The 20,162-nt window shown below is 58.9% G+C and carries 23 protein-coding genes, 1 tRNA gene and 1 pseudogene; 14 read left to right on the top strand and 11 right to left on the bottom strand.

Annotated features, from left to right (window positions below):
* Positions 1-127: 127 nt before the first annotated feature.
* The 3 genes from AB4P90_RS08050 to AB4P90_RS08040 are packed head-to-tail and all read left to right on the top strand — an operon-like array spanning position 128 to position 3,132.
* Positions 128-586, top strand: coding sequence for a tripartite tricarboxylate transporter TctB family protein (locus AB4P90_RS08050; RefSeq protein WP_003189430.1), 459 nt, complete (start codon positions 128-130; stop codon positions 584-586).
* Between the two features lies 1 nt (position 587).
* Entirely contained in the window at positions 588-2,102 is a 1,515-nt protein-coding gene (locus tag AB4P90_RS08045) for a tripartite tricarboxylate transporter permease (RefSeq protein WP_014717355.1), read from the top strand.
* Positions 2,095-3,132 carry an AbrB family transcriptional regulator gene (locus tag AB4P90_RS08040; RefSeq protein ID WP_289328692.1) on the top strand — a complete coding sequence of 346 codons (1,038 nt, stop codon included), beginning with the start codon at positions 2,095-2,097 and terminating at the stop codon, positions 3,130-3,132. The genes AB4P90_RS08045 and AB4P90_RS08040 overlap by 8 nt, the downstream gene beginning before the upstream one ends.
* A 29-nt stretch (positions 3,133-3,161) precedes the next feature.
* Here the strand turns inward: AB4P90_RS08040 and ung are convergent, their stop codons facing one another.
* On the bottom strand, positions 3,162-3,854 hold the full coding sequence (gene ung, locus AB4P90_RS08035) for a uracil-DNA glycosylase (RefSeq protein ID WP_020301023.1): 693 nt from the start codon (positions 3,852-3,854) through the stop codon (positions 3,162-3,164).
* 136 nt (positions 3,855-3,990) lie between these two features.
* On the opposite strand from ung, the gene AB4P90_RS08030 reads away from it, so the two are divergent.
* Positions 3,991-5,103, top strand: coding sequence for an enoyl-CoA hydratase/isomerase family protein (locus tag AB4P90_RS08030; RefSeq protein WP_032903199.1), 1,113 nt, complete (start codon positions 3,991-3,993; stop codon positions 5,101-5,103).
* On the opposite strand, the gene AB4P90_RS08025 is transcribed toward AB4P90_RS08030, so the two are convergent.
* Both AB4P90_RS08025 and AB4P90_RS08020 read right to left on the bottom strand, forming a co-directional pair.
* The gene (locus tag AB4P90_RS08025; RefSeq protein WP_019818495.1) at positions 5,089-5,544 is read right to left on the bottom strand and encodes a DUF3757 domain-containing protein; all 456 of its coding nucleotides are present in this window, start codon (positions 5,542-5,544) and stop codon (positions 5,089-5,091) included. The genes AB4P90_RS08030 and AB4P90_RS08025 overlap by 15 nt on opposite strands.
* 157 nt (positions 5,545-5,701) lie before the next feature.
* Positions 5,702-6,061, bottom strand: coding sequence for a hypothetical protein (locus tag AB4P90_RS08020; protein WP_019818497.1), 360 nt, complete (start codon positions 6,059-6,061; stop codon positions 5,702-5,704).
* 244 nt (positions 6,062-6,305) lie between these two features.
* Here AB4P90_RS08020 and AB4P90_RS08015 point away from each other — a divergent pair, with 244 nt between their 5' ends.
* The 6 genes from AB4P90_RS08015 (at position 6,306) to AB4P90_RS07990 (ending at position 9,831) form a co-directional block, all read left to right on the top strand.
* Positions 6,306-6,518 carry a cysteine-rich CWC family protein gene (locus tag AB4P90_RS08015; protein ID WP_019818502.1) on the top strand — a complete coding sequence of 71 codons (213 nt, stop codon included), beginning with the start codon at positions 6,306-6,308 and terminating at the stop codon, positions 6,516-6,518.
* Positions 6,508-7,200, top strand: a complete 693-nt coding sequence (locus AB4P90_RS08010) for a pseudouridine synthase (protein WP_060767198.1) — start codon at positions 6,508-6,510, stop codon at positions 7,198-7,200. Before AB4P90_RS08015 ends, AB4P90_RS08010 begins: the two co-directional genes overlap by 11 nt.
* 304 nt (positions 7,201-7,504) lie before the next feature.
* The gene (locus AB4P90_RS08005) at positions 7,505-8,389 is read left to right on the top strand and encodes an alpha/beta fold hydrolase (protein WP_032903200.1); all 885 of its coding nucleotides are present in this window, start codon (positions 7,505-7,507) and stop codon (positions 8,387-8,389) included.
* 113 nt (positions 8,390-8,502) lie between these two features.
* Positions 8,503-8,576: transfer RNA gene (locus AB4P90_RS08000), tRNA-Gly, on the top strand.
* Between the two features lie 316 nt (positions 8,577-8,892).
* Positions 8,893-9,231, top strand: coding sequence for a hypothetical protein (locus AB4P90_RS07995; protein WP_014717348.1), 339 nt, complete (start codon positions 8,893-8,895; stop codon positions 9,229-9,231).
* A 99-nt stretch (positions 9,232-9,330) separates the two neighbouring features.
* Positions 9,331-9,831: a methylated-DNA--[protein]-cysteine S-methyltransferase gene (locus AB4P90_RS07990; protein WP_395605791.1), complete on the top strand. Its 501-nt coding sequence runs from the start codon at positions 9,331-9,333 to the stop codon at positions 9,829-9,831.
* On the opposite strand, the gene AB4P90_RS07985 is transcribed toward AB4P90_RS07990, so the two are convergent.
* The 5 genes from AB4P90_RS07985 to AB4P90_RS07965 all read right to left on the bottom strand — a co-directional run bounded on the left by AB4P90_RS07985 (position 9,832) and on the right by AB4P90_RS07965 (position 13,457).
* Positions 9,832-10,614 carry a GNAT family N-acetyltransferase gene (locus AB4P90_RS07985; RefSeq protein WP_032903388.1) on the bottom strand — a complete coding sequence of 261 codons (783 nt, stop codon included), beginning with the start codon at positions 10,612-10,614 and terminating at the stop codon, positions 9,832-9,834.
* 157 nt (positions 10,615-10,771) lie between these two features.
* Positions 10,772-11,299, bottom strand: a complete 528-nt coding sequence (locus tag AB4P90_RS07980; protein WP_014717345.1) for a DUF4142 domain-containing protein — start codon at positions 11,297-11,299, stop codon at positions 10,772-10,774.
* A gap of 119 nt (positions 11,300-11,418) precedes the next feature.
* Positions 11,419-12,060, bottom strand: a complete 642-nt coding sequence (locus AB4P90_RS07975; protein WP_168224207.1) for a LysE family translocator — start codon at positions 12,058-12,060, stop codon at positions 11,419-11,421.
* A 47-nt stretch (positions 12,061-12,107) separates the two neighbouring features.
* Positions 12,108-12,524, bottom strand: coding sequence for a fosfomycin resistance glutathione transferase (gene fos / locus AB4P90_RS07970; protein ID WP_019818507.1), 417 nt, complete (start codon positions 12,522-12,524; stop codon positions 12,108-12,110).
* A gap of 15 nt (positions 12,525-12,539) precedes the next feature.
* Positions 12,540-13,457, bottom strand: coding sequence for a LysR family transcriptional regulator (locus tag AB4P90_RS07965; RefSeq protein ID WP_395605790.1), 918 nt, complete (start codon positions 13,455-13,457; stop codon positions 12,540-12,542).
* A gap of 77 nt (positions 13,458-13,534) precedes the next feature.
* Here AB4P90_RS07965 and AB4P90_RS07960 point away from each other — a divergent pair, with 77 nt between their 5' ends.
* Positions 13,535-14,011 (top strand): DMT family transporter, encoded by a 477-nt coding sequence (locus tag AB4P90_RS07960; protein ID WP_014717341.1) that lies wholly within the window; start codon positions 13,535-13,537, stop codon positions 14,009-14,011.
* Here AB4P90_RS07960 and AB4P90_RS07955 read toward each other — a convergent pair.
* On the bottom strand, positions 13,983-14,657 hold the full coding sequence (locus AB4P90_RS07955; protein WP_019818511.1) for an NAD(P)H-binding protein: 675 nt from the start codon (positions 14,655-14,657) through the stop codon (positions 13,983-13,985). The two genes, AB4P90_RS07960 and AB4P90_RS07955, sit on opposite strands and share 29 nt — an antisense overlap.
* Positions 14,658-14,983: 326 nt before the next feature.
* On the opposite strand from AB4P90_RS07955, the pseudogene AB4P90_RS07950 reads away from it, so the two are divergent.
* A pseudogene (locus AB4P90_RS07950) lies at positions 14,984-15,895 on the top strand (aminotransferase class I/II-fold pyridoxal phosphate-dependent enzyme).
* 105 nt (positions 15,896-16,000) lie between these two features.
* Positions 16,001-17,185 (top strand): MFS transporter, encoded by a 1,185-nt coding sequence (locus AB4P90_RS07945; protein WP_020301016.1) that lies wholly within the window; start codon positions 16,001-16,003, stop codon positions 17,183-17,185.
* Here the strand turns inward: AB4P90_RS07945 and yiaY are convergent.
* Positions 17,152-18,300, bottom strand: coding sequence for an L-threonine dehydrogenase (gene yiaY, locus AB4P90_RS07940; RefSeq protein ID WP_034126546.1), 1,149 nt, complete (start codon positions 18,298-18,300; stop codon positions 17,152-17,154). The two genes, AB4P90_RS07945 and yiaY, sit on opposite strands and share 34 nt — an antisense overlap.
* 123 nt (positions 18,301-18,423) lie before the next feature.
* On the opposite strand from yiaY, the gene AB4P90_RS07935 reads away from it, so the two are divergent.
* A complete protein-coding gene (locus AB4P90_RS07935) occupies positions 18,424-19,440 on the top strand; it encodes a DUF4917 family protein (RefSeq protein ID WP_395605789.1) in 1,017 nt (338 codons plus the stop codon).
* Positions 19,441-19,562: 122 nt separating this feature from the next.
* Here the strand turns inward: AB4P90_RS07935 and AB4P90_RS07930 are convergent, their stop codons facing one another.
* The gene (locus tag AB4P90_RS07930) at positions 19,563-20,090 is read right to left on the bottom strand and encodes a helix-turn-helix domain-containing protein (protein ID WP_014717336.1); all 528 of its coding nucleotides are present in this window, start codon (positions 20,088-20,090) and stop codon (positions 19,563-19,565) included.
* Between the last annotated feature and the right edge of the window lie 72 nt (positions 20,091-20,162).

The following is a 20,162-nucleotide window of genomic DNA, read 5'->3' as shown; positions in this document are numbered from 1 at the left end:
GCCCCTGTAGGAGCGAGCTTGCTCGCGAAGAACCCAAGGACATCCACGTGCGTCCAGAGAGCACGCGTTATCGTTGAAGTTTTTCGCGAGCAAGCTCGCTCCTACAAGAGGGGCCTTGGAGTTTTCTATGCTCTTACAACGCATTTTCGCTGCCGTGCTATTGCTGGCCTGTATCGGCCTGGCGCTGATGGCCTGGCCGTATCAGGCGGCTTTTTCCTACGAACCCGTAGGGCCAAGAGCCTTCCCCCTGCTGTTGCTCGGGCTGATGGGCCTGGCGCTCATCTACATGATGATTCGCCCGCAGGCGACCAAACACACTGACGATGAACCCGCGCTGGATCAACCCACGTTGATCAAGATCGGCATCTGTGTGGCCCTGCTGCTGGTGTTTGCCGGCACATTCGAATCCTTGGGTTTCATTCTCAGCAGCATGCTGATCGGTATTCCGATGGCACGGCTGTACGGCGGCCGCTGGTTGCCCAGCGTGGTGATCATCACCTTGATGAGCGTCGGTCTTTATCTGCTGTTCGATAAAACCATGGACGTACCGTTGCCCCTCGGCCTGCTCGACGTTCTGGAGAACTGACATGGATACTTTTGGCTATTTGGGCCAGGGTTTCGGCGTTGCGCTGAGCCCCTATAACCTGGTGACCGCGTTGTGCGGCACCCTGATTGGCACCGTGGTCGGCCTGTTGCCGGGCCTGGGCCCGATCAACGGCGTGGCACTGTTGATCCCCATCGCCTTTGCCCTGGGCTTGCCGCCCGAGTCGGCGCTGATCCTGCTGGCAGCCGTGTACCTGGGCTGCGAATACGGCGGCCGCATCAGCTCGATTCTGCTGAACATCCCGGGCGAAGCCTCCACCGTGATGACCACCCTCGACGGCTACCCGATGGCCCGCAAAGGCCTGGCTGGCGTGGCACTGTCGTTGTCGGCGTGGAGTTCGTTCATCGGCGCGTTTATCGCTACCTGCGGCATGGTGCTGTTCGCCCCGCTGCTGGCCAAGTGGGCGATTGCGTTCGGCCCGGCGGAATATTTTGTCTTAATGGTGTTTGCGATTGTCTGCCTGGGCGGCATGGCCGGTGACAAACCACTGAAGACTTTTGTTGCGGCGCTGATCGGCTTGTTCCTCTCTTGCGTGGGCATCGACGCCAACAGCGGTGTGTACCGCTTTACCGGCGACAATATTCACCTGACCGACGGCATCCAGTTCGTGGTGTTGGTACTCGGCCTGTTCTCCATCAGCGAGATTCTCCTGCTGCTGGAAAAAACCCACCGTGGCCAGGAAGCGGTGAAAGCCACAGGGCGCATGATGTTCAACGTCAAGGAAGCCTTGTCGGTACTGACCGTGAACCTTCGTTGCGGCGTATCGGGTTTTATCATCGGCGTATTGCCGGGTGCGGGTGCGACCATGGCCTCGGCCGTTGCCTACATGACCGAGAAACGCATCGCAGGCGCCAGCGGCAAATTCGGTCAGGGCGACATGCGCGGCCTGGCCGCTCCAGAAACCGCGATCGGCGCGTCGGTCTGCGGCGCCATGGTACCCATGCTGACGCTCGGCGTTCCTGGCTCGGGCACCACGGCGGTGATGATCGGCGCCCTGTCGCTGTACAACATCACTCCCGGCCCACTGCTGTTCCAACAGCAACCGGACATTGTCTGGGGCCTGATCGCCTCGTTGTTCATCGCCAACATCATGCTGGTCGTGCTCAACATCCCGATGATCCGCATCTTCACCCGTATCCTCGCCGTGCCGAACTGGGCGCTGGTGCCGGTGATCGCCATCATCACCGCGATTGGCGTGTACGCCGTGCATGCCACCACCTTCGATCTGTTCCTGATGATCGCCATCGGCATCTTCGGCTACATCCTGCGCAAGCTGGACTTCCCGCTGTCGCCGCTGCTGCTGGGCTTTATCCTCGGCGGTTTGATGGAACAGAACCTGCGCCGTGCGCTGTCGATCTCCAACGGTGCGCTGGAAATCCTGTGGTCGAGCCCGATCACCTTCGGCGTCTGGGTGCTGACCGCAATCATGCTGCTTGTACCGCTGCTGCGTATCTGGCGTAAACGCGTGCAACAGCGTCGTGCCCTGGCCGATGTCTGAGGTCACCTTTAAACATTGGTGGGGAACACCGCTGGTCGGCCTGGCCGGCGGTTACCTGGCCAGCCTGGTCGGCTGGCCGTTGCCGTACATGGTCGGCTCGTTGCTGGCGATCATCCTGGTGCGCTGCCTGACGCCCTGGCAATTGGCGGAGATTCCCGGCGGGCGCAAATGCGGCCAATGGGTGGTGGGCATCGGCATTGGCCTGCACTTCACCCCACTGGTGATCGAGCAGGTGATGAGCCACTTCGGCCTGATCTTCTTCGGTGCACTGGTCACCAGCTTGTCGAGTGTGGTCGGCGTGTGGTTGATGCGCCGCAGCGGGGAAGACCGCGCCACGGCGTTTTTCTCCAGCATGCCGGGCGGTTCCGGGGAGATGGTCAACCTGGGCGCTCGCAACGGCGCGGTGCTCAGCCGGGTTGCGGCCGGGCAGAGTTTGCGTGTGCTGGTGGTGGTGTTGTGTGTGCCGGCGATCTTCAAGTATTTGCTCGGAGGCGGCGCACCGCAGTTTCACCCGGCGCCGGTGGACTGGGCGTGGCTGGCCATGCTGTTTCCGGTGGGTGCGCTGGTTGCCTGGGGCTGGCAACGCTTGCGCCAACCCAACCCTTGGCTGTTCGGGCCATTGTTGGTGAGTGCGATTGCCAGTGTGACCTGGGATTTACACATTGGCCTGCCCGACGGCGGCAGCCAGATCGGCCAATGGTTGATCGGCAGCGGGTTGGGCTGCCACTTCAATCGGCAGTTCTTCCGTCGCGCGCCCTCATTCATGGGCCGCACTTTGATTGGCACGGCATTGACCATGCTGCTGGCGACGTTAGCGGCGGTGGGCTTGAGCGCCCTCACTCACCTCGACCTGCGATCACTGACCCTGGGCATGATGCCAGGCGGTATCGCTGAGATGAGCCTGACAGCTGAAACCCTGCAGCTGTCGGTGCCCTTGGTGACGGCGATGCAGGTGATGCGCTTGTTGTTCGTGCTGTTCTTGGCCGAGCCTTTGTTTCGGCACTGGAACCGTCAGCCCGCCCCCCTCTAAAACCTCCCACATGCTGAATGTGCCAGGCCTCAGACGGGTGGCAAACGCCACTCGATGGGGGCCTCGCCATTCTGCTCGAGAAACTTGTTGGCCCGGCTGAAATGCCCGCAGCCCAGAAACCCGCGATACGCCGACAACGGCGAAGGATGCACCGAGGTCAGCACCAGATGCTTGGTGGCGTCGATGAGCTTCTGCTTGCTTTGAGCATGGGCGCCCCACAGCAGGAACACCAGGTGCGGCTGATGCTCGCTGACTACCTCGATAATCCGATCGGTAAAGAACTGCCAACCCTTGCCCGCATGGGCGTTGGCGTTGGCGCGCTCCACGGTCATGGTGGTGTTGAGCATCAGCACGCCCTGGTCGGCCCAGCTTTGCAGGTAGCCGTGGTTGGGGATGTCGATGTTCAGGTCGCGCTTGAGCTCTTTATAGATATTGACCAGCGACGGCGGCGCCGGCACGCCCGGTTGCACCGAGAAACACAGGCCATGGGCCTGGCCAGGGCCGTGGTAGGGGTCCTGGCCGAGGATCACGACCTTGACCTTGTCCAGCGGTGTTGAATTGAGTGCGTTGAAAATCAATGGGCCGGGCGGATAGATCTCTTTGCCAGCGGCATGTTCCTGGCGCAGAAACTCGCGCAATTGCGCCATGTAAGGCTTCTCGAACTCCTCACGCAGAGCGTGTTTCCAGCTGGGTTCGAGTTTGATACGGTCGCCATCGGTCATAGTTGAATTGTCTTGTAAAAAAGAATGAGGCGAACCCTAGGAAAGCCGACCCCGCTTGTCAATTGATCTGACACAGCACCGGCACTTTCCCACGAAGGGATCATACTCATCCTTCACCTTCTCGATTGAGGTCACGATGAACCTGCATTTCGAAGAACTGACCGGCAGTGGCGGCGCTCGCATCGGTATCGCCAGCCTGGACGCGCCAAAGTCCCTTAACGCCCTCTCCCTGCCAATGATTCTGGCCCTGGATGAGCGCATGGAGGCCTGGGCCAAAGACCCGCAGATCGTCTGCGTGCTGCTACGCGGTAACGGCCCCAAAGCCTTTTGCGCCGGTGGCGAAGTGCGCAGCCTGGCTCAGGCTTGCCGTGAGCAGCCCGGCGAAGTTCCGGCTCTGGCCGCCCAGTTTTTTGCCGCTGAATATCGCCTTGACTACCGCCTGCACACCTTCCCAAAGCCGTTGATCTGCTGGGGCCACGGTTATGTCTTGGGCGGTGGCATGGGCCTGTTGCAAAGCGCCGCCGTGCGTATCGTTACGCCAAGCAGCCGTTTGGCCATGCCCGAGATCAGCATTGGCTTGTACCCGGATGTGGGGGCCAGTTGGTTCTTGTCCCGCTTGCCGGGTAAGCTCGGCCTGTTCCTGGGCCTCACCGGCGCCCATATCAACGGTCGCGACGCGCTGGACTTGGGCCTGGCAGACCGTTTTCTGCGTGATGACCAGCAAGACGAATTGCTCGATGGCCTGCTGCAGCTGAACTGGCAGGAACAGAGCGCGATGCAACTCAACAGCTTGCTCAAGGCCCTGGCGCAGGAGGCGATCAGCGATCAACCCGACGCGCAATGGCTACCACGCCGCCCACAGATCGACGAATGGCTGGATGTAGGAGATGTACGCTGTGCCTGGCGCGCCTTGAACCTGCTGCGCGACCACAGCGACCCGCTATTGAGCCGGGCCGGCAAAACCCTGAGTGAGGGCTGCCCACTGACGGCGCATCTGGTGTGGGAACAGCTCCAGCGCGCCCGCCACCTATCCCTGGCCCAGGTGTTCCAGATGGAATACACCCTGAGCCTCAACTGCTGCCGTCATCCGGAATTTGCCGAAGGGGTGCGGGCGCGCCTGATCGACAAAGACCAGGCGCCTCATTGGCACTGGCCGGATATCAACACACTCCCGGAAGCGGTGGTGCAGGCGCACTTTGACAAGGCCTGGGAAGGTAGAAATCCTCTGGCAGATTTATCTGACTACTGACAGGTCTGTACGTTTGTCGTTGACCTTGAACTTGCAATTGTCCGGTTGGCTGTCCACGCACGTATACACCGGCAACTCGAACGCATCGGGCTGCAGCTTCCAATACAAGGAGCTGGTCAACGACATGTTGATAATCTCATTGCCCCTGCTTGGCCTCAACGCTACTACTACCCCGCTCCAGTTGGTGCGGTAGATGCACTTGTCCATGTAGCCGTTTCCTCTCTCCTCGCCGTCGCCCGGCATGAAGACTGCGCCAATGAACCCGTCGACAACACCACGCGACGCGACCTTCGGACTTTGCCAGCGCAGGCCGTTGTCTTGGGCGCGATAATGGCCATCGGCGTACACGATCTGCGACGGATAAGGACAGCCTTGCTCCGCACTTGCCGATGCAATGAAGCAGCTCATCAGCAGGAGCACGCAAATCAATTGTTTGAACATAGGGATTCCATCTGCTCAGTCTCACCACGCAAAAGCACAAGGCTTCTCGTTAGTGAAGTACAGCTAGCGCCTCAAAGATAGCTGTTAAATCTGACAGTACGGACATACGGTACCTATAAAAAACGGCGCATGATGCGCCGCTTGTTTTTCAAGATATTTAACGGTGACCGCCGCGACCACCTCCGTGGTCGGAACCGCGTCCACGCCCGCCATTACCCCAGCGGTCGCCCCACCCCTGGTTGGGGTAGGGTCGGTAGCCGGCGCGAGGGTAATAGCGCGGGGCTGGTTGGTAGTAGCGCGGCGCCGAATAGTAGCGAGGCTGTGGCGCATAGTAGCGAGGCGCTGGCGCGTAATAGCTGCGCCCAGAAGGGTAATAACGCGGGCCGCCGTAGTAATAGGCTGGCGCCGGCGCGGTGTAGACCTCGGAGCGATAGTAGGTGGCGCCTCCATCGTAATAGGGCACGCAGGCTGAAAGGGTCAGGCCGAGCAAAGCGATGAGCAGCAGTCGTCGATACATGGCGGCCTCCTGGACCGCGGAAGAGCTCCTCCAGCGACGCTGGCGAGCGGCATTCAGCTTTCACTGAATGACGAAACATCTGACATCAAAAACCGAATCTGGTGCGTTCGCGACACAAGTGGAAACATCTGTTTCAGACGAAGTGAAGGTCTGTCAAAAACCCATGATGATGGAATGCCGCCCAGCCGCGCTGTATCGTGCAACAACTACCGCTGTCCTACCCGATGCCTGCCTGAACCGACCCATGACCACACCGACCCTATGCCCCGCCTGCGGTGCCCGCAACGACTGCTCCCTGGCCGATCCGCGCACGGCCGATCAAGCCTGCTGGTGCTACAGCGTCATCATCGACCCGGCGGTGCTTGAAGCCCTGCCGGATGAGGTGCGCAATAAAGCCTGCCTGTGCCCACGCTGCGCCCAAGTGGACGAACAGTTGCGTAACCGCCATGCGCGTTGATCGCTTCCTAAGCAACTTGCCACAGTTCAATCGTAAACAAGTGCGCTTGTTGCTGGTGGAGCGCCGGGTGACCGTCGAGGGTGTTGCAGTCAGCGATCCGCACCATGACGTACGTGAGTTCAGCCAGGTCTGCGTTGACGGTGAAATTCTGCAAGCGGGCAAGCCGGCACGCTATTTCATGCTGCACAAACCCCAGGGCTGCGTCAGCGCCACGTCGGACCCGCAACACTCCACGGTCCTGGACCTGCTGCACGAACCGGACAAAGCCGACCTGCATATCGCCGGGCGCCTGGATTTCAACACCACCGGCCTGATGCTGATCACCAACGATGGCCAATGGTCACGGCGCCTCACGCAACCACAGACCAAGTTGCCCAAGGTGTACCACGTGCAAACCGAACAGGACATAGGCCCGCAGTATGCGATGAAGTTCGCGGCAGGGGTGTATTTCGCCTTTGAAGATCTCACTACCCAACCTGCCAAACTTGAACGGCTGGGCCCAAGAACGGCCCGGTTGAGCATCGTCGAAGGCCGCTATCACCAGGTGAAGCGCATGTTCGGGCATTTTGATAACAAGGTAATCGGCCTGCACCGCGAGCGAATGGGCCCCTTGGTGCTGGATACCTCGCTTGCGCCGGGTCAGTATCGGCCACTGACTGACGACGAGATCCGACTAATCTGACGACCGTTCAGCCGGTGATGGCAAAAAACCAACCGCTTACCTTGCGACCTGCCTTCGGTGCTGCTTGAATCAAGGCTTCAGCCAGATGATGACTGATGAGTCGCCCTATAACCTCCAAGAAACACCTGCCGCGCCCGTGCTTGATCGTCGGGCCCTCCCGGCAAACCGCCCGCCATAACAACACCCGCCGGCCAGCCGTCATCGGACCGACGTGAGCCTTCATTTTCCAGGCGTATGCCTACCTGTCATAAAGCACGTGCAAAGTGATTTGCGCGCACTACCCGCTTGCCAGGAGTCTTACGACATGAGGCCAGAAATCGCTGTGCTGGATATACAGGGTCAGTATCGGGTTTACACGGAGTTCTATCGCGCGGACGCGGCGGCAAAGACCATCGTCCTGGTCAACGGCTCCATGGCGACCACGGCGTCCTTCGCTCAAACCGTCAAAAGCCTGTACCCGCAATTCAATGTGGTGTTGTACGACCAGCCCTACGCTGGCCGTTCCAAAATCCATAACCGTCATGAGCAGATGCTCACCAAGGAAGTCGAAGGCCAGATCCTCCTGGAACTGCTCGACCACTTCGCCGCTGAATATGTGCTGTCCTTCTCCTGGGGCGGCGCCGCCACGTTGGTCGCCCTTGCACACCGGCCCCGTAGGATAGAAAAAGCCGTGATCAGCTCCTTCTCGCCGGTAATCAATGCGCCGATGCGCGACTACCTCGAACGAGGCGTCGACTACCTGGGCAACCTCGACCGCGACCGTGTCGGCCACTTGGTCAACAGCACCATTGGCAAGCACCTGCCTTCGCTGTTCAAACGCTTCAATTACCGCCATGTCAGCAGCCTGGCCGCACACGAATACGGGCAAATGCACTTCCACATCAGCCACGTGCTCAACAGCGACCGGCAGTGCTACCTCAAGGCGGCCAGGCAAATCGACATTCCGGTGCTGTTCTTGAACGGCGAGTGGGACGAATACACCAGCGCAGACGACGCCAAGCTGTTTGGCCAGCATGTGGCCAAGAGCTGCTTCAGCACCATCCAGGCAACGGGGCATTTCCTGGACATGGAACATAAAGCCGCGTGCCGCGATAGCCGTGAGGCCGTGGTGGGCTTCTTGAAAGGGCAGCGGCCCGCCAGCCCGTTGCGGTATAGCCAGGGCCAGGCGCAACATGCGTGGGCGCTTTGAGATCAAGCCTGACACTGTGGCGAGCATGCTCCCTCGCCACACGCAACTCTCACATTTTTCAAAGAAAAACTTCAAATCCAGCCGAACATCTGGTACAAAGTCAGCCGTTCTGAGCGGGTATAGTTTAATGGTAGAACAGTAGCTTCCCAAGCTTCCGACGAGGGTTCGATTCCCTCTACCCGCTCCACTCAGATTTGCGCTGGCGTCAGGAAGGTTCTGACGCAGGATGCACAAAAAACCGGTCCTTGGTGACCGGTTTTTTTATGTCTGAAATTTGTTCTGCAGCGCCCATCTGGTCCTCGGCAGTCGAGCCTGAGGGTGTGAAGCACCTTGTGTTGAATCATCCACAGGAAAAAAAGCTGCTCGGGATTTCTTTTCTGGCATCCGCAGCGCTCCAGGTATTGCAGCAGGAGCGGTAGGTACGCCTAAGCAAAGTCTTACGGCAAGGCCGGCAACACCGCGCGATAATGTAGGCTCATCGGCCCAGAGTTCGGAATATGGCAATGCTGGACACCCAAAAAACCACACCCAACATCATCCTGCGCCAAGTAGTCGGCTGGGTGTTGGTTTTGCCGCTGCTGATCTCGTTTGTACGGCTGCCCTTCCCCTTCCCCCTTAGATTTTTGCTGGAGTTAGGAGTGATTGCCGCGTCAGCGTATGGCGTGAGGTTTGCCTGGCGTCACGCAACCCCACGCGTGGCTGTGTTCGCTTTGTTTGTCACCCTGCTCAACGTCATTTCTATGTTCATGTTAGGTACCGCGTCAGTACTCAAGGCCCTTTACATTATCGCCTGGCTCTACGGGTACCCCTATTATTCCAACTGGGTTTACTGGAATTTCTAATGGGGCGAAGAATTTGACCGCAAGAAACGTAGTTCCCTAACCCCTTGGTGGAACTACAGTGGCGTCGTCCCCCCTCAACGCCCTTCAAGGAAACAGCTCATGACCTACCAGTACAAGCTCATGCCTTCCCCTGTCGGTGAACTCACCCTGGTGGCGCGCGATGGCAAACTCAGCGCCATCCTCTGGGAAGTAGAACGCGCCAATCGCGTACGCCTGGGTGAATTGATTGAGGCCAACGACAGCCCGGCGCTGCGAGAAACCGAACGCCAATTGAAGGAATACTTTGCCGGAACGCGTAACCAGTTCGAACTGGAGCTGGATTTCGCCGGCACTGACTTCCAGAAGCAGGTCTGGCAGGCACTGCTGACCATTCCCTTCGGCGAAACCCGCAGCTACAGCCAGATCGCCGAGCAGATCGGCAACCCCAAAGCCGTGCGCGCAGTCGGGGCCGCGAATGGGCGCAACCCGATCTCGATCATTGCGCCATGCCACCGAGTGGTGGGGGCTTCGGGCGGGCTGACCGGGTTTGCCGGAGGGCTTGAGGCCAAGCAGTATCTACTGACGCTTGAGGATCGCAGCCAGGCAAAAATGGCTTTTTGATTACCGGTCAGCGAGCGCTCCGCGAGTGAAAGCCTGATACTCGAACAAACGTGCAAAGCCCAACTGTTGATACAGCGAGATGGCCTCCGTCGAGGCCTCGAGAAAACATCGGTGAGCCCCCAGGCTCGAGGCGTGAAGCAGGGCAGCTTGAATCAGGCAAGTGGCATAGCCTCTTCCACGAAAGCCCTTGAGCGTGCCGACATCATTCAGACGGGCCTCGCCTTCACACAGTGACAACGTCAACGAACAGCTCACACGCCCCTCGGCGGACAGGGTGAAGTGGTAAAGGGCCTCACCCGCATCAAGCGCCCTCTGGTGCCGTGCCTGATAGTTCACAACGACCTCGGGAAGCATCGAATATGCGCTGCCAACTGGACCCGCCCATTCGTTCAAATCCCGCGTCAGGCAGACCTGTAGAGTCCCCTCGCTCATCCTTGGAATAAAACGCGACAGCTCGAGAACCATCGCGGTTGTCTGTTCAGCAGGCTGGAAACCGATTGCGCAGAGCGCCTCGCGTAGCTCAGCGACCTTTTCCTCATGAACCACAATGCGTATTGCAAGGACGGAACCATGGATCAAGCCCAACGGGGCAGCAAAAGCTTCGCCCAATGGAGCGCTGCCCACGCGAATAAATAACAAGTCATACAGGCCAGAACATACGTCAACGAAATAAGCGTTGATAGCCGCGCTATAACGGCGATGCAGGCCGCAGGTGGCAGAAAAATAGTGATCTTCGGTCAGGTGATAAAGTGTGCGCAGGTCGCAGGTGGCATATGCGGTCATAGGGGTTATCCAGGTAAAAACCCAGTCTTGCGCTCGCCGCCTTGAGATACCGTAGGCTCGCTCCTAAAAGCACGGCAGAAAAACCCACAGTCCTGTTGATATGAAAACGGCGGTTGGATCCTCTCCAACCGCCGTTTTTTCATTTCCAGTAGTCGCCTCAACCGTCGCCTTGATGGCCCTTACCGTAGGTCGAGGCCAGGGCCCTGGCTTTTTGCAGGCGCTCTTCAAGCTTGGGTAGCGTCTCATCCACCAGTGCCTTTATCTCTGGCACATCCGACGCAGCGCCTTCTTTCTTGAACAGGGCGATGGCGTCTTCGTTCTCCTTGACCTGCTGCGCGGTATAGGCAGCGTCAAACGAATCGCCGTCCTTGAGTTCAGGCATCAGGGTTTCGGCCTTATCAACGATCTTCTCCCGTGGGGCCACTGGCAAATCAAGCTTCTTGGCGATCGCCGCCAAGTGCTGGTTGGCCAGCGTGCGCTCGTTGATAACCTCAATGGTGTAGTCCTTGATTTCCTGGGACGAGGTCTTGGCGTGGGCCATGCGGCTGGTTTCGATATCGGCCATGCCTTTGGCCGAAGCCTGCTCGATGAATTCTGCAGGCGACTGGGCGAAAGCACTGCTGGCGCCGAGGCCCAGCAGCATCGCGAAACTGGCGGTGCGTAACCGGGTAGCCATGCGGCTCATGATGGGTTCCTCCAGGGCAAAAATAGGCGCGGGAGCATACAACCCGCCCTGAATTCGAATTTTCACGGCGGTAAAGGTTTAGAAAAAACTTACCTGTGCGACGAACGGTCGTCGTCGCATCAGGCCGCTTTGCTGCCGAACAGGCCCGGCAATGCGTGCGCCAGGGCATTGAGGGCGAAGCCGATAAACATCACGCCGCAGAGCTTGGTGATCAGGATTTCATGGCGTTGATACAGCGTGCGCACCCGTTGGGCACCCACCACGCCGATCAGGATCGCGTAGGCCAGCAAGCCACCGATAAAGCTCAGCAGAATCAACGCCGGCAACATCGACCAAGTCAACAACTCGGCTCGGCTGGACAGCAACGCGGTGAACGTCGCCACGGCGACCGGGTAGGCCTTGGGGTTGGTCAAGCCAAACACAATACCGTGCCAGAACGGATGGCGCGCCGCGCCCTGAGGGGCGTCGCTGTTGCGGCGCTGGGTACGGATCGCACGCCAGCCGAGCCAGAACAAATACATTCCACTGAGTACACCGAGTACGTCAAACGCACTGCTGCCGACTTCCCGCGCACCGACGATGGCAATCAGCGCCGTGCTGCACCACACCACATCGCCGAGCAAATGACCGCACAAGAATCCTGCCCCGGCACGCCGGCCACGAGCCGCACCGATGCCGAATACGGCCAGGACACCGGGGCCTGGGGTAATGCCGTAGATAAAACCCGAAGCCAGCACGGCGAGCAGCAAGGATGGGGTCATGGATAGACGCTCCGACAGACGCTAAAAGGTGATTGATTCTGCATGTTTCAGCGCGGTGGGTAAAACTTCATTCCAGCATAGGGCTGGGCGCGACAGGCTTGCAGCCGCGAGGCCAGATCGCCGACATGAACCTCCAGCTTATGGCCGTCGGGATCGAGAAAATAAAACGATGCGCCTTCGCTGCGGTTGTCTCGCCATTCCTGTACCCCGGCAGCACGCAGGTGTTCGACCAAGGGAGTGAAATCAGCAGCATCGACAGTGAAGGCATAGTGGGTGTAATCCACCGCCGGAGCAGTCGAGCGCAACGGGTCCAGCGACAGGCACAGCCAAAGCCCAGGCAGTGAGAGGTAGGCACCGTTGTCCCAGGTTGCGTCGAGCTGCAGGCGCAGCAGATCGTGATAGAAACTGACGCTGCGCGGCACATCGGTGACGGCCAGGGTCAGGTGGTTGAAACCGCTGAGCATCTAGGTGTTCTCGCGTTATCGTGGGTCTGCGGACAATACACCCACCACCCTGCCAATCAACCACTGCAACCCCACATCCCCACCCCGCCGCGTATGCCAGGCCAGCTCAAAGGCAAACGACGGAATATGAAACGGCGGTGGCACGGCCAGCAATTGCCGAGCGTCAATATTTATCAAACCCCGGGACGACACCGTCAGAATCAGGTCCGTACCCTGGATCAACTGCGGCGCCACACCCCAGTGCGGCAGGCTTATGGCTACATGGCGGCGTTCACGAATGGCCGTCAGCGCCCGTTCGATTTCCGGCGTGCCGCTGCCGCGCATCTCCAACAGTACATGGGGGCGCGACAGATAGGCCGGCAGGTCCAGCACCCCGGCGGGGGCCAGGCTATCGCGGTCGACCAGGCAGGTGTAATGCTCCTCGAACAGCGGCGTAGTCCGCATTTCGGCGGGCATGTCGGGGAATACGCCCGCAGCCAGGTCGAGATCGCCATTGAGCACACCCTCAACCATGCCTTCGCGGCTAGCCTGGATGACCTGCAAGTCGATACCGGGCGCTTCATGGCGTAGGAGGCGAACCAGGCTGGGCAGGAATATCGCCGCGCTGTAGTCCGACATCGCCACACGAAAGCGGCGCTTGGCAGAAGTGGGGTCAAAACGATTCGGCGCCAGTAAGGCCTGCACCTGGGCCAGGGCTTCGGTCAATGGCGCCGCCAATTCCATGGCTCGGGCGGTTGGCACCAATGTGCCGCCCTGACGCATCAGCAGCGGGTCGCCCAGCATATCGCGCAGCCGCGCCAACGCATGGCTGACCGCCGGCTGGCTCAGGTGCAGGCGCTCGGCGGCGCGGGTGACGTGTTGCTCGCTGAGCAAAGCGTCGAGGATCACCAGCAGGTTCAGGTCGATGCGACGCAGATCATTCATCAGCTGCATGCTCGGCATAATAATTCGGAATTTAAATTTGCGCGACGAATACCCTAGAGTCCAGCAAAACCTTTGGGAGCGTCGAGATGACTGTGTTGCATTGGGTAGGTTTGTTAGCGCTGGCGGTGTTCGCCGGCGCGGTGGTGCCGTTTCAGAGTGCGATCAACGCCAACCTCGGGCGCGGCCTCGGCCATCCCTTGTGGGCCACCCTGGCTTCGTTACTGGTGAGCATCATCGTGCTGCTGCCGGTGATTGTGGCGCTGCGTTTACCCCTGCCGAGCCTGGCCTTTATCAGCAAGGCACCGTTGTGGATGTGGGCCGGCGGTGCCTTTGGCGTGTGTTTTATTTCATTGGCGTTGATGCTGCTGCCCAAGCTCGGCGCATCGGGCTTCATTGCGCTGGCCATGGCCGGGCAGGTTCTCGCGTCATTGCTGCTGGACCATTTCGGCCTGTTCGGCTTGGTGGAACGTCAGTTGACAACCTCCCGGGTGTTGGGCGCGCTACTGCTGATCAGCGGCGTTGCGCTGATTCAGTTCAGCGGCGCTCAGCCGCAAGGCGATTGATCTGCGCCTGCTCCACCACGGGCTGCGGCGCGCCCTGGCTGGCCGCCTGCAACATCGCACGGCCGACGGTCTCGGTGCTCACCACCCAATCCGGTTTCAGTCGCCGCACAAACGAAAGCACCGGCCCGAGCACGCTATAGAAGGATTGGTACAACGGCGTCTTCGAACGCACACCGTGCAACGGCTGGATGATCCCCGGGCGGAACAGATACACCGCCTTGAACGGCAAGCGCAGCAAGGCATTTTCGGTCTTGCCCTTGACCCGCGCCCACATCGACTTGCCGGCTTCGGAACTGTCCGTGCCGGCGCCGGACACATAGATAAAGGTCATCTGCGGATTGAGCCGCGCCAGGGTGCTGGCCGCCACCAGGGTCAGGTCATAGGTGAGGTGGGTGTAGCGCGCCTCCTTCATGCCCGCCGACGAAACGCCGAGGCAAAAGAAACAGGCATCAAAACCCTGCAGCAGGTTTTCCAGGGGTTGGAAATCCAGCATGTCGTTGTGCAATACCTGATGCAGCTTGCCGTGCTCCTGAGTCAGGGGCGTGCGGCCGACGGCTACCACTTCCTGCACATCGGCCGCCAGCAGGCACTCGCGCAGCACACCCTGGCCCACCATGCCGGTGGCGCCGAATAACAGAACTCTCATCAAATATTCCTTCATCCCACTGACTTGGCGAGTCGATAGACGAGCCTCTTGAAGGCTACCGGCACATCCGCCCTGCACGCCGGCACCTTACCCAATTTACTGACGCACACTCCCATTAAATCGCATGATATCACCCCCCTTCAGGTCCCTTGGCACACCAGGACATTGTAGGCAGCTATCGAATGACATTACTGTGCCATCCTAAAAGCAGGAATGGACCTACACGAAATACTCCATCCGGACTATCGTGCCTGGGAATCGTCTGACTTATCGAATCAAAATTTTCCCGATAGTGTTTTCCAGCCCCCCCAAAGGACGCTAGAGAAATGGAAAACTCATCACTCACACACAAATTCTCAAATTACAAAAAACTCATAGCATTGGCCGAAACGGACTGGCACTCGGCAAAGAGCGGGCGAATATGCGAGCTCAATGTCACCGTCAAAAGTAATAATTACCTGACAGATCAATATGGGCGCGACTTCCATCACTTCTGCACAACCTCATATGTTGGGCTCGATCACCACCCGGCCATAATAGAAGGTGCGATGCAGGGAATAAGGGAGGCCAAAACCCTGCGGCGTTGCGGACGTTGACGGTTTACTTTACTTAAAAGCTCGTTATGGGCTATTTCTCTATATGGACGACTCGCATGCGCTGTCGGCATTCGGAGAGGGAGGACGTGGTTACATCCGGCCATTTGTGCATGCGCAAGACGATCAGACATTAATAGTCGCGTCCTTAGGAAAGTCTTTCGGTGCTAGCGGCGGGTTGATCATGTTTGGCAGCGAACGACAAAAAAGTCTGATGTACCGTTATGGTGGCCCGAGCAACTGGTCGCAAAGTCTGAACTCAGCGGCTATTGGCGCTGGGCTGGCGTCGCTAAAAATACACAGACTGAAGAGCTATACGAGCTTCAAGAAAAACTTCAATTTAACATTCAACTATTTGACAAATTAATATATACAGAGCAGCACGGCACCCAGACTGCCATACGCTTAATTAACTGTGGAGAAGCTGAAAAAGCGAATGAGCTCGCCACCCGACTTTCGGACATTGGCTTTTTTACATCTGCTGTATTTTTTCCGGTAGTGCCAAAAGGAAAATCAGCCGTACGCATAACGCTCCGAGCAGATATGTCCCCTACAACGATAGAGTCGTTTTGCGCACAGCTAACCCAACTAACCACGGCCTCAAAAACCAGCACCAGCTTGCACTCCCAGTCAGAAGCTACCTAATGGGGACGTTCATTAATGGCCACGATTACTGAAACGGATTAAAAACTGTGTAAACGATGCCGAACTAGCAGTTTCTTCCTTACTTAGGATATAGGACGATTTTTATTGAAAAGCAATATCGCTCTCCTCCTCGCCTGTAGTGCTGCCTTCCTCGCTCAAGCCGGTATCAGCAGCTATCTGCCCGCAGTCCCAGCAATCGCGCAAGCTTTAGCCGTCGAAAAGCATGTTGCTCTGGCTCTAGCGGTGTATCTGGTGGGCATGGCCTTGCCAATGCTGCTGTGGGGTAGTCTGGCTGAGCGACTTGGCAGAAAACCGGTGTTACTTGCAGCCTTGGCGGTGTATGCCCTGGCGAGTGCGACGATCCCATCAGCGTTCAATGTTGAGTCATTTCTAGCCTTACGCCTGCTTCAAGGCTTGGGGGCTGGTGGGATGTCCGTCATGGCACGGGTATTAGTGCGCGACAACTTCAGCGGTGCACAGTTGGCCAAAGGACTATCGTGGCTGGGGATGACCTTCGTGGTCGCCTTGGGTATTGGCCAATTCGTGGGTTCGTTATTGCAAATGGCGTTTGGCTGGAAGGCAATTTTCTATACGTTGGCAATCGGGGCTGTCGCTTTGATAGGGGTGTTGCAGCGGGTGGTATTTGCGACGCAAGCAAAAGCTGGCTCCCCGGTCCGCGCTTGGCGTGTTTACAACGCGATTGCGCGACATCCTCCCTTTCTGCACGCCGCACTGGCCGGCGGTTTGGGCTATGGGGTGATCATTGCATTCAATACCTGCGCACCGTTGATTTTTCAGGGAGGTTTTCAGTGGAGCGCAATGGAATACGGCTGGCTGGGTTGGCCGATCAGTGGGGCTTACCTGGCAGGTGCGTTAATGGTCAATCGCTTCGTTGCACGCACAGGTCGCTTGAGAATGATGCGTGCAGGCGTTGCATTGGTACTGCTCGGTACGGCGACCATGTTGCTAGGCAGCGTGCTTGCCAGTGGGCTCGCGGTGCTGCTGTGGTTGCCCTATTGCGTGGCGGTGCTGGGGCAGTCGATCAGTTACCCTATCAGTTTATCTCTCGCCAATGATGAGGCCCCCATCAGCGGCCCCTACGCCATGGCCCTCGGCGGTTTTGTGCATCAGTTGATGGCAGCCATGATCGGCGGTGCGGCAAGCCTACTGGTGAGCCAGCAGGCGTGGCCGCTGGCGGTGTTGTGTGTGGCGTTGGCGGGCGGCACATGCGTATGCCTTGCCCGCTGCAGCTCGGATCAAAACGCGCTACGAAAGATCTCCTCAATCTGACGCTGGTCCGCCCGCCGTGGGTTGGTCAGCCCGCAGGCATCTTTCAACGCATTGCTGGCCAGCAATGGAATGTCCTGCAACTTAGCGCCAAGCTCACGCAAGCCCGCAGGGATTTCCACGTCCTGGGACAACCGACGAATCGCCGCGATGGCAGCCTGGGCGCCCTCCTCGGCGGTGATGCCCTTGATATCCGCACCAAGGGCGCGGCCCACGTCGCTCAGGCGTTTGGCGCAGACGCTGGCGTTGAAGCTTTGTACATGGGGCAATAGCACGGCGTTGCACACGCCGTGGGGCAGGTCGTACAAGCCGCCCAATTGGTGAGCCATGGCATGCACGAAACCCAGGGACGCATTGTTGAAGGCCATGCCGGCGAGAAACTGCGCATAGGCCATGTTTTCCCGTGCGGCCTTGTCAGTGCCGTCGCGGACCGCCAGGCGCAGGTTGGCGCTGATCAACTCGATGGCCTTGATCGCGCAGGCGTCGGTGATCGGTGTCGCGGCGGTGGACACATAGGCTTCGATGGCGTGGGTCAGCGCATCCATGCCCGTGGCGGCAGTGAGGCCCTGGGGCATGCCGACCATCAGCGCCGGGTCGTTGACCGACAGCAACGGCGTGACATTGCGATCAACGATGGCCATTTTTACGTGGCGGCTTTCGTCAGTGATGATGCAAAAACGCGTCATCTCGCTGGCCGTGCCAGCGGTGGTATTGATGGCCACCAGCGGCAGTTGCGGCTTGCTCGATCGGTCGACGCCTTCATAGTCGCCGATGCGCCCGCCGTTGGTGGCGCACAGGGCAATGCCCTTGGCGCAGTCATGGGGCGAACCGCCACCCAGGGACACGACGAAATCGCAGGCGCTCTGTTGCAGCAACGCCAGGCCTTTTTCGACGTTTTCCACGCTGGGGTTGGGCTTGGCGCCGTCGTAGATCACCGAGTCGATATCCTGCATCGCCAGCTTCTCGGCGATCATGCCGGCCACACCGGCTTTGGCCAGGCCGACGTCGGTGACGATCAACGCCTTGCCAAAGCCGTAGTTGCGGATGGCGGTCATCGCTTCGTCGAGGCAATCGATGCCCATGATGTTGACGGCGGGGATGAAGAACGTGCTGCTCATGATCAATCCTCAAAGGCTTTATGCCGACAGAATCAACCTGTACCGCGTGGCGCATCTTGATCAGGATCAATGCCGGCTCGTGATAAAGTCACCCCCCAGCCGATTTCGAGTAGACCCGCCGCAATGAAGGATTTCCAGGATATTGACGCCCACCTTGAAGACTGGAGCGCCCTGCGCGCTGCCGTCGACTTCAGCGGGATTCTGATCGGCAACGGCGCCAGCCGTACGATTTGGGAAGACTTTGCCTACGACTCGCTGTTCGAAAACGCCCGTACCGTCGAAGAAAAACCCCTGAGCCCCTCCGAACTCAGCGTGTTCGATGCCTTGCAGACCCGCAGTTTCGAGCAAGCGCTGGGCGCCTTGAAAACCACCAGCCGGGTCAACAAAGCCCTGGCGGTCAGCTCGGCGGCGCCGCGTAACCGTTACTACGCGATCAAGGAAGCGCTGATCAACACCATTCATACCGTGCACATTCCCTGGCGCCTGGTGCAACCGTCGACGCTGGCGACGATCAACGCGGAGCTGACCACCTACGCCACCGTCTTCACCAGTAACTACGACTTGCTCAACTATTGGGCGACCCTGCACGCACCGGGCATTGACGACCTGTTTCGCAGCGCCGACTCAAGCTTCGACTTGCGCAATACGCACACCGACGCCACCCGCATCCTGTACCTGCACGGCGGCCTGCACCTGGTGCGCAACCTCGACGGCACGGCGCGCAAATTGCCGTCCACCGACAGCACCCTGCTCAGCAGTTTTGCCATCAACAACACGATCAAGACCCTCGACGATGTGCCGCTGTTTGTCAGTGAAGGCAAGGTGGAGGAGAAACTCAAAAGTATCCGCAGTTCGGATTATCTGTCGTTCTGTTATGAACAGCTGTTGAGCCATGAAGGCGCGCTGTGCATCTTCGGCCATGACTTGGGGCCGCAGGATAAACACCTGGTGGATGCTATCGGCCAGGCCAGCATCAACACCCTGGCGATCTCGGTGTCGGGGCGCAGCGATGGGTTTATTCGCCAGCAGAAGCGGCGGTATCTGGAGTTGTTCGAGGGCTCTGCTGTGGAACTGAGGTTCTTTACAGCGCGTACGCACCCACTGGGTAATCCGGCATTGTCCGTCCCTGTGGAACGCTGAGCAAAATGTGGGAGCTGGCTTGCCTGCGATGGCGGTGGGTCAGCGACAGATCGGGCACCGATAAACCGCTATCGCAGGCAAGCCAGCTCCCACATTGACTGCATTTCAAGTCGGGATCAGCCTCATTCCTCAGCGCTGTGCACCACCACTAGCAACTGCGCCTGCACCTCTCCCACCGAGCGAATCCGGTGGGGTTTCTGCGCGTTGAAATGCAGCGCATCGCCGCGCGCCAACAGCACGCGCTCACTCATGAAATCCACCTCAACCTGGCCTTCATGCACGAATAAAAACTCCTCTCCCAAGTGCTCCTTGAAGGTCTTGTCGGTGAACTCCGCCGGCGGATAAATGATGAACGGCAGCAGGCTGCGCTCGCTGACTTGGTGGGCAAGCACCGCATAACCCGGCGAGGTGTCGGGCCGCTCATGGCTGCGCACCAGGCTGTAGCTGTCGAGGCTGACGTTGTCTTCGCTGAACAGCTCTTCGACCTTCACGTTCAGAGCCTTGGCCAGTTTCAATGCCGCGGCGATGGAGGGCGTATTGAGCCCGCGCTCGACTTTCGACAGGTAACTCTTGGTCATCCCGGATTTTTCGGCCAGGGCCTCCAGGGTTACGCCAAGTTTTTTTCTTAATATTTTCAAGCGGATAGACATTTGCTGCGGTTAATCCATGCAGAAAGCGATGAGACAGGCTTGCCAATGACACAAAGTGTCATATAGCATCTT

The organism is Pseudomonas sp. B16120, assembly GCF_044218845.1.
Lineage (GTDB): Bacteria > Pseudomonadota > Gammaproteobacteria > Pseudomonadales > Pseudomonadaceae > Aquipseudomonas > Aquipseudomonas paracarnis.
The sequence above is the reverse complement of the archived record's forward strand: the minus strand, read 5'-3'. Positions and strand labels throughout refer to the sequence as shown.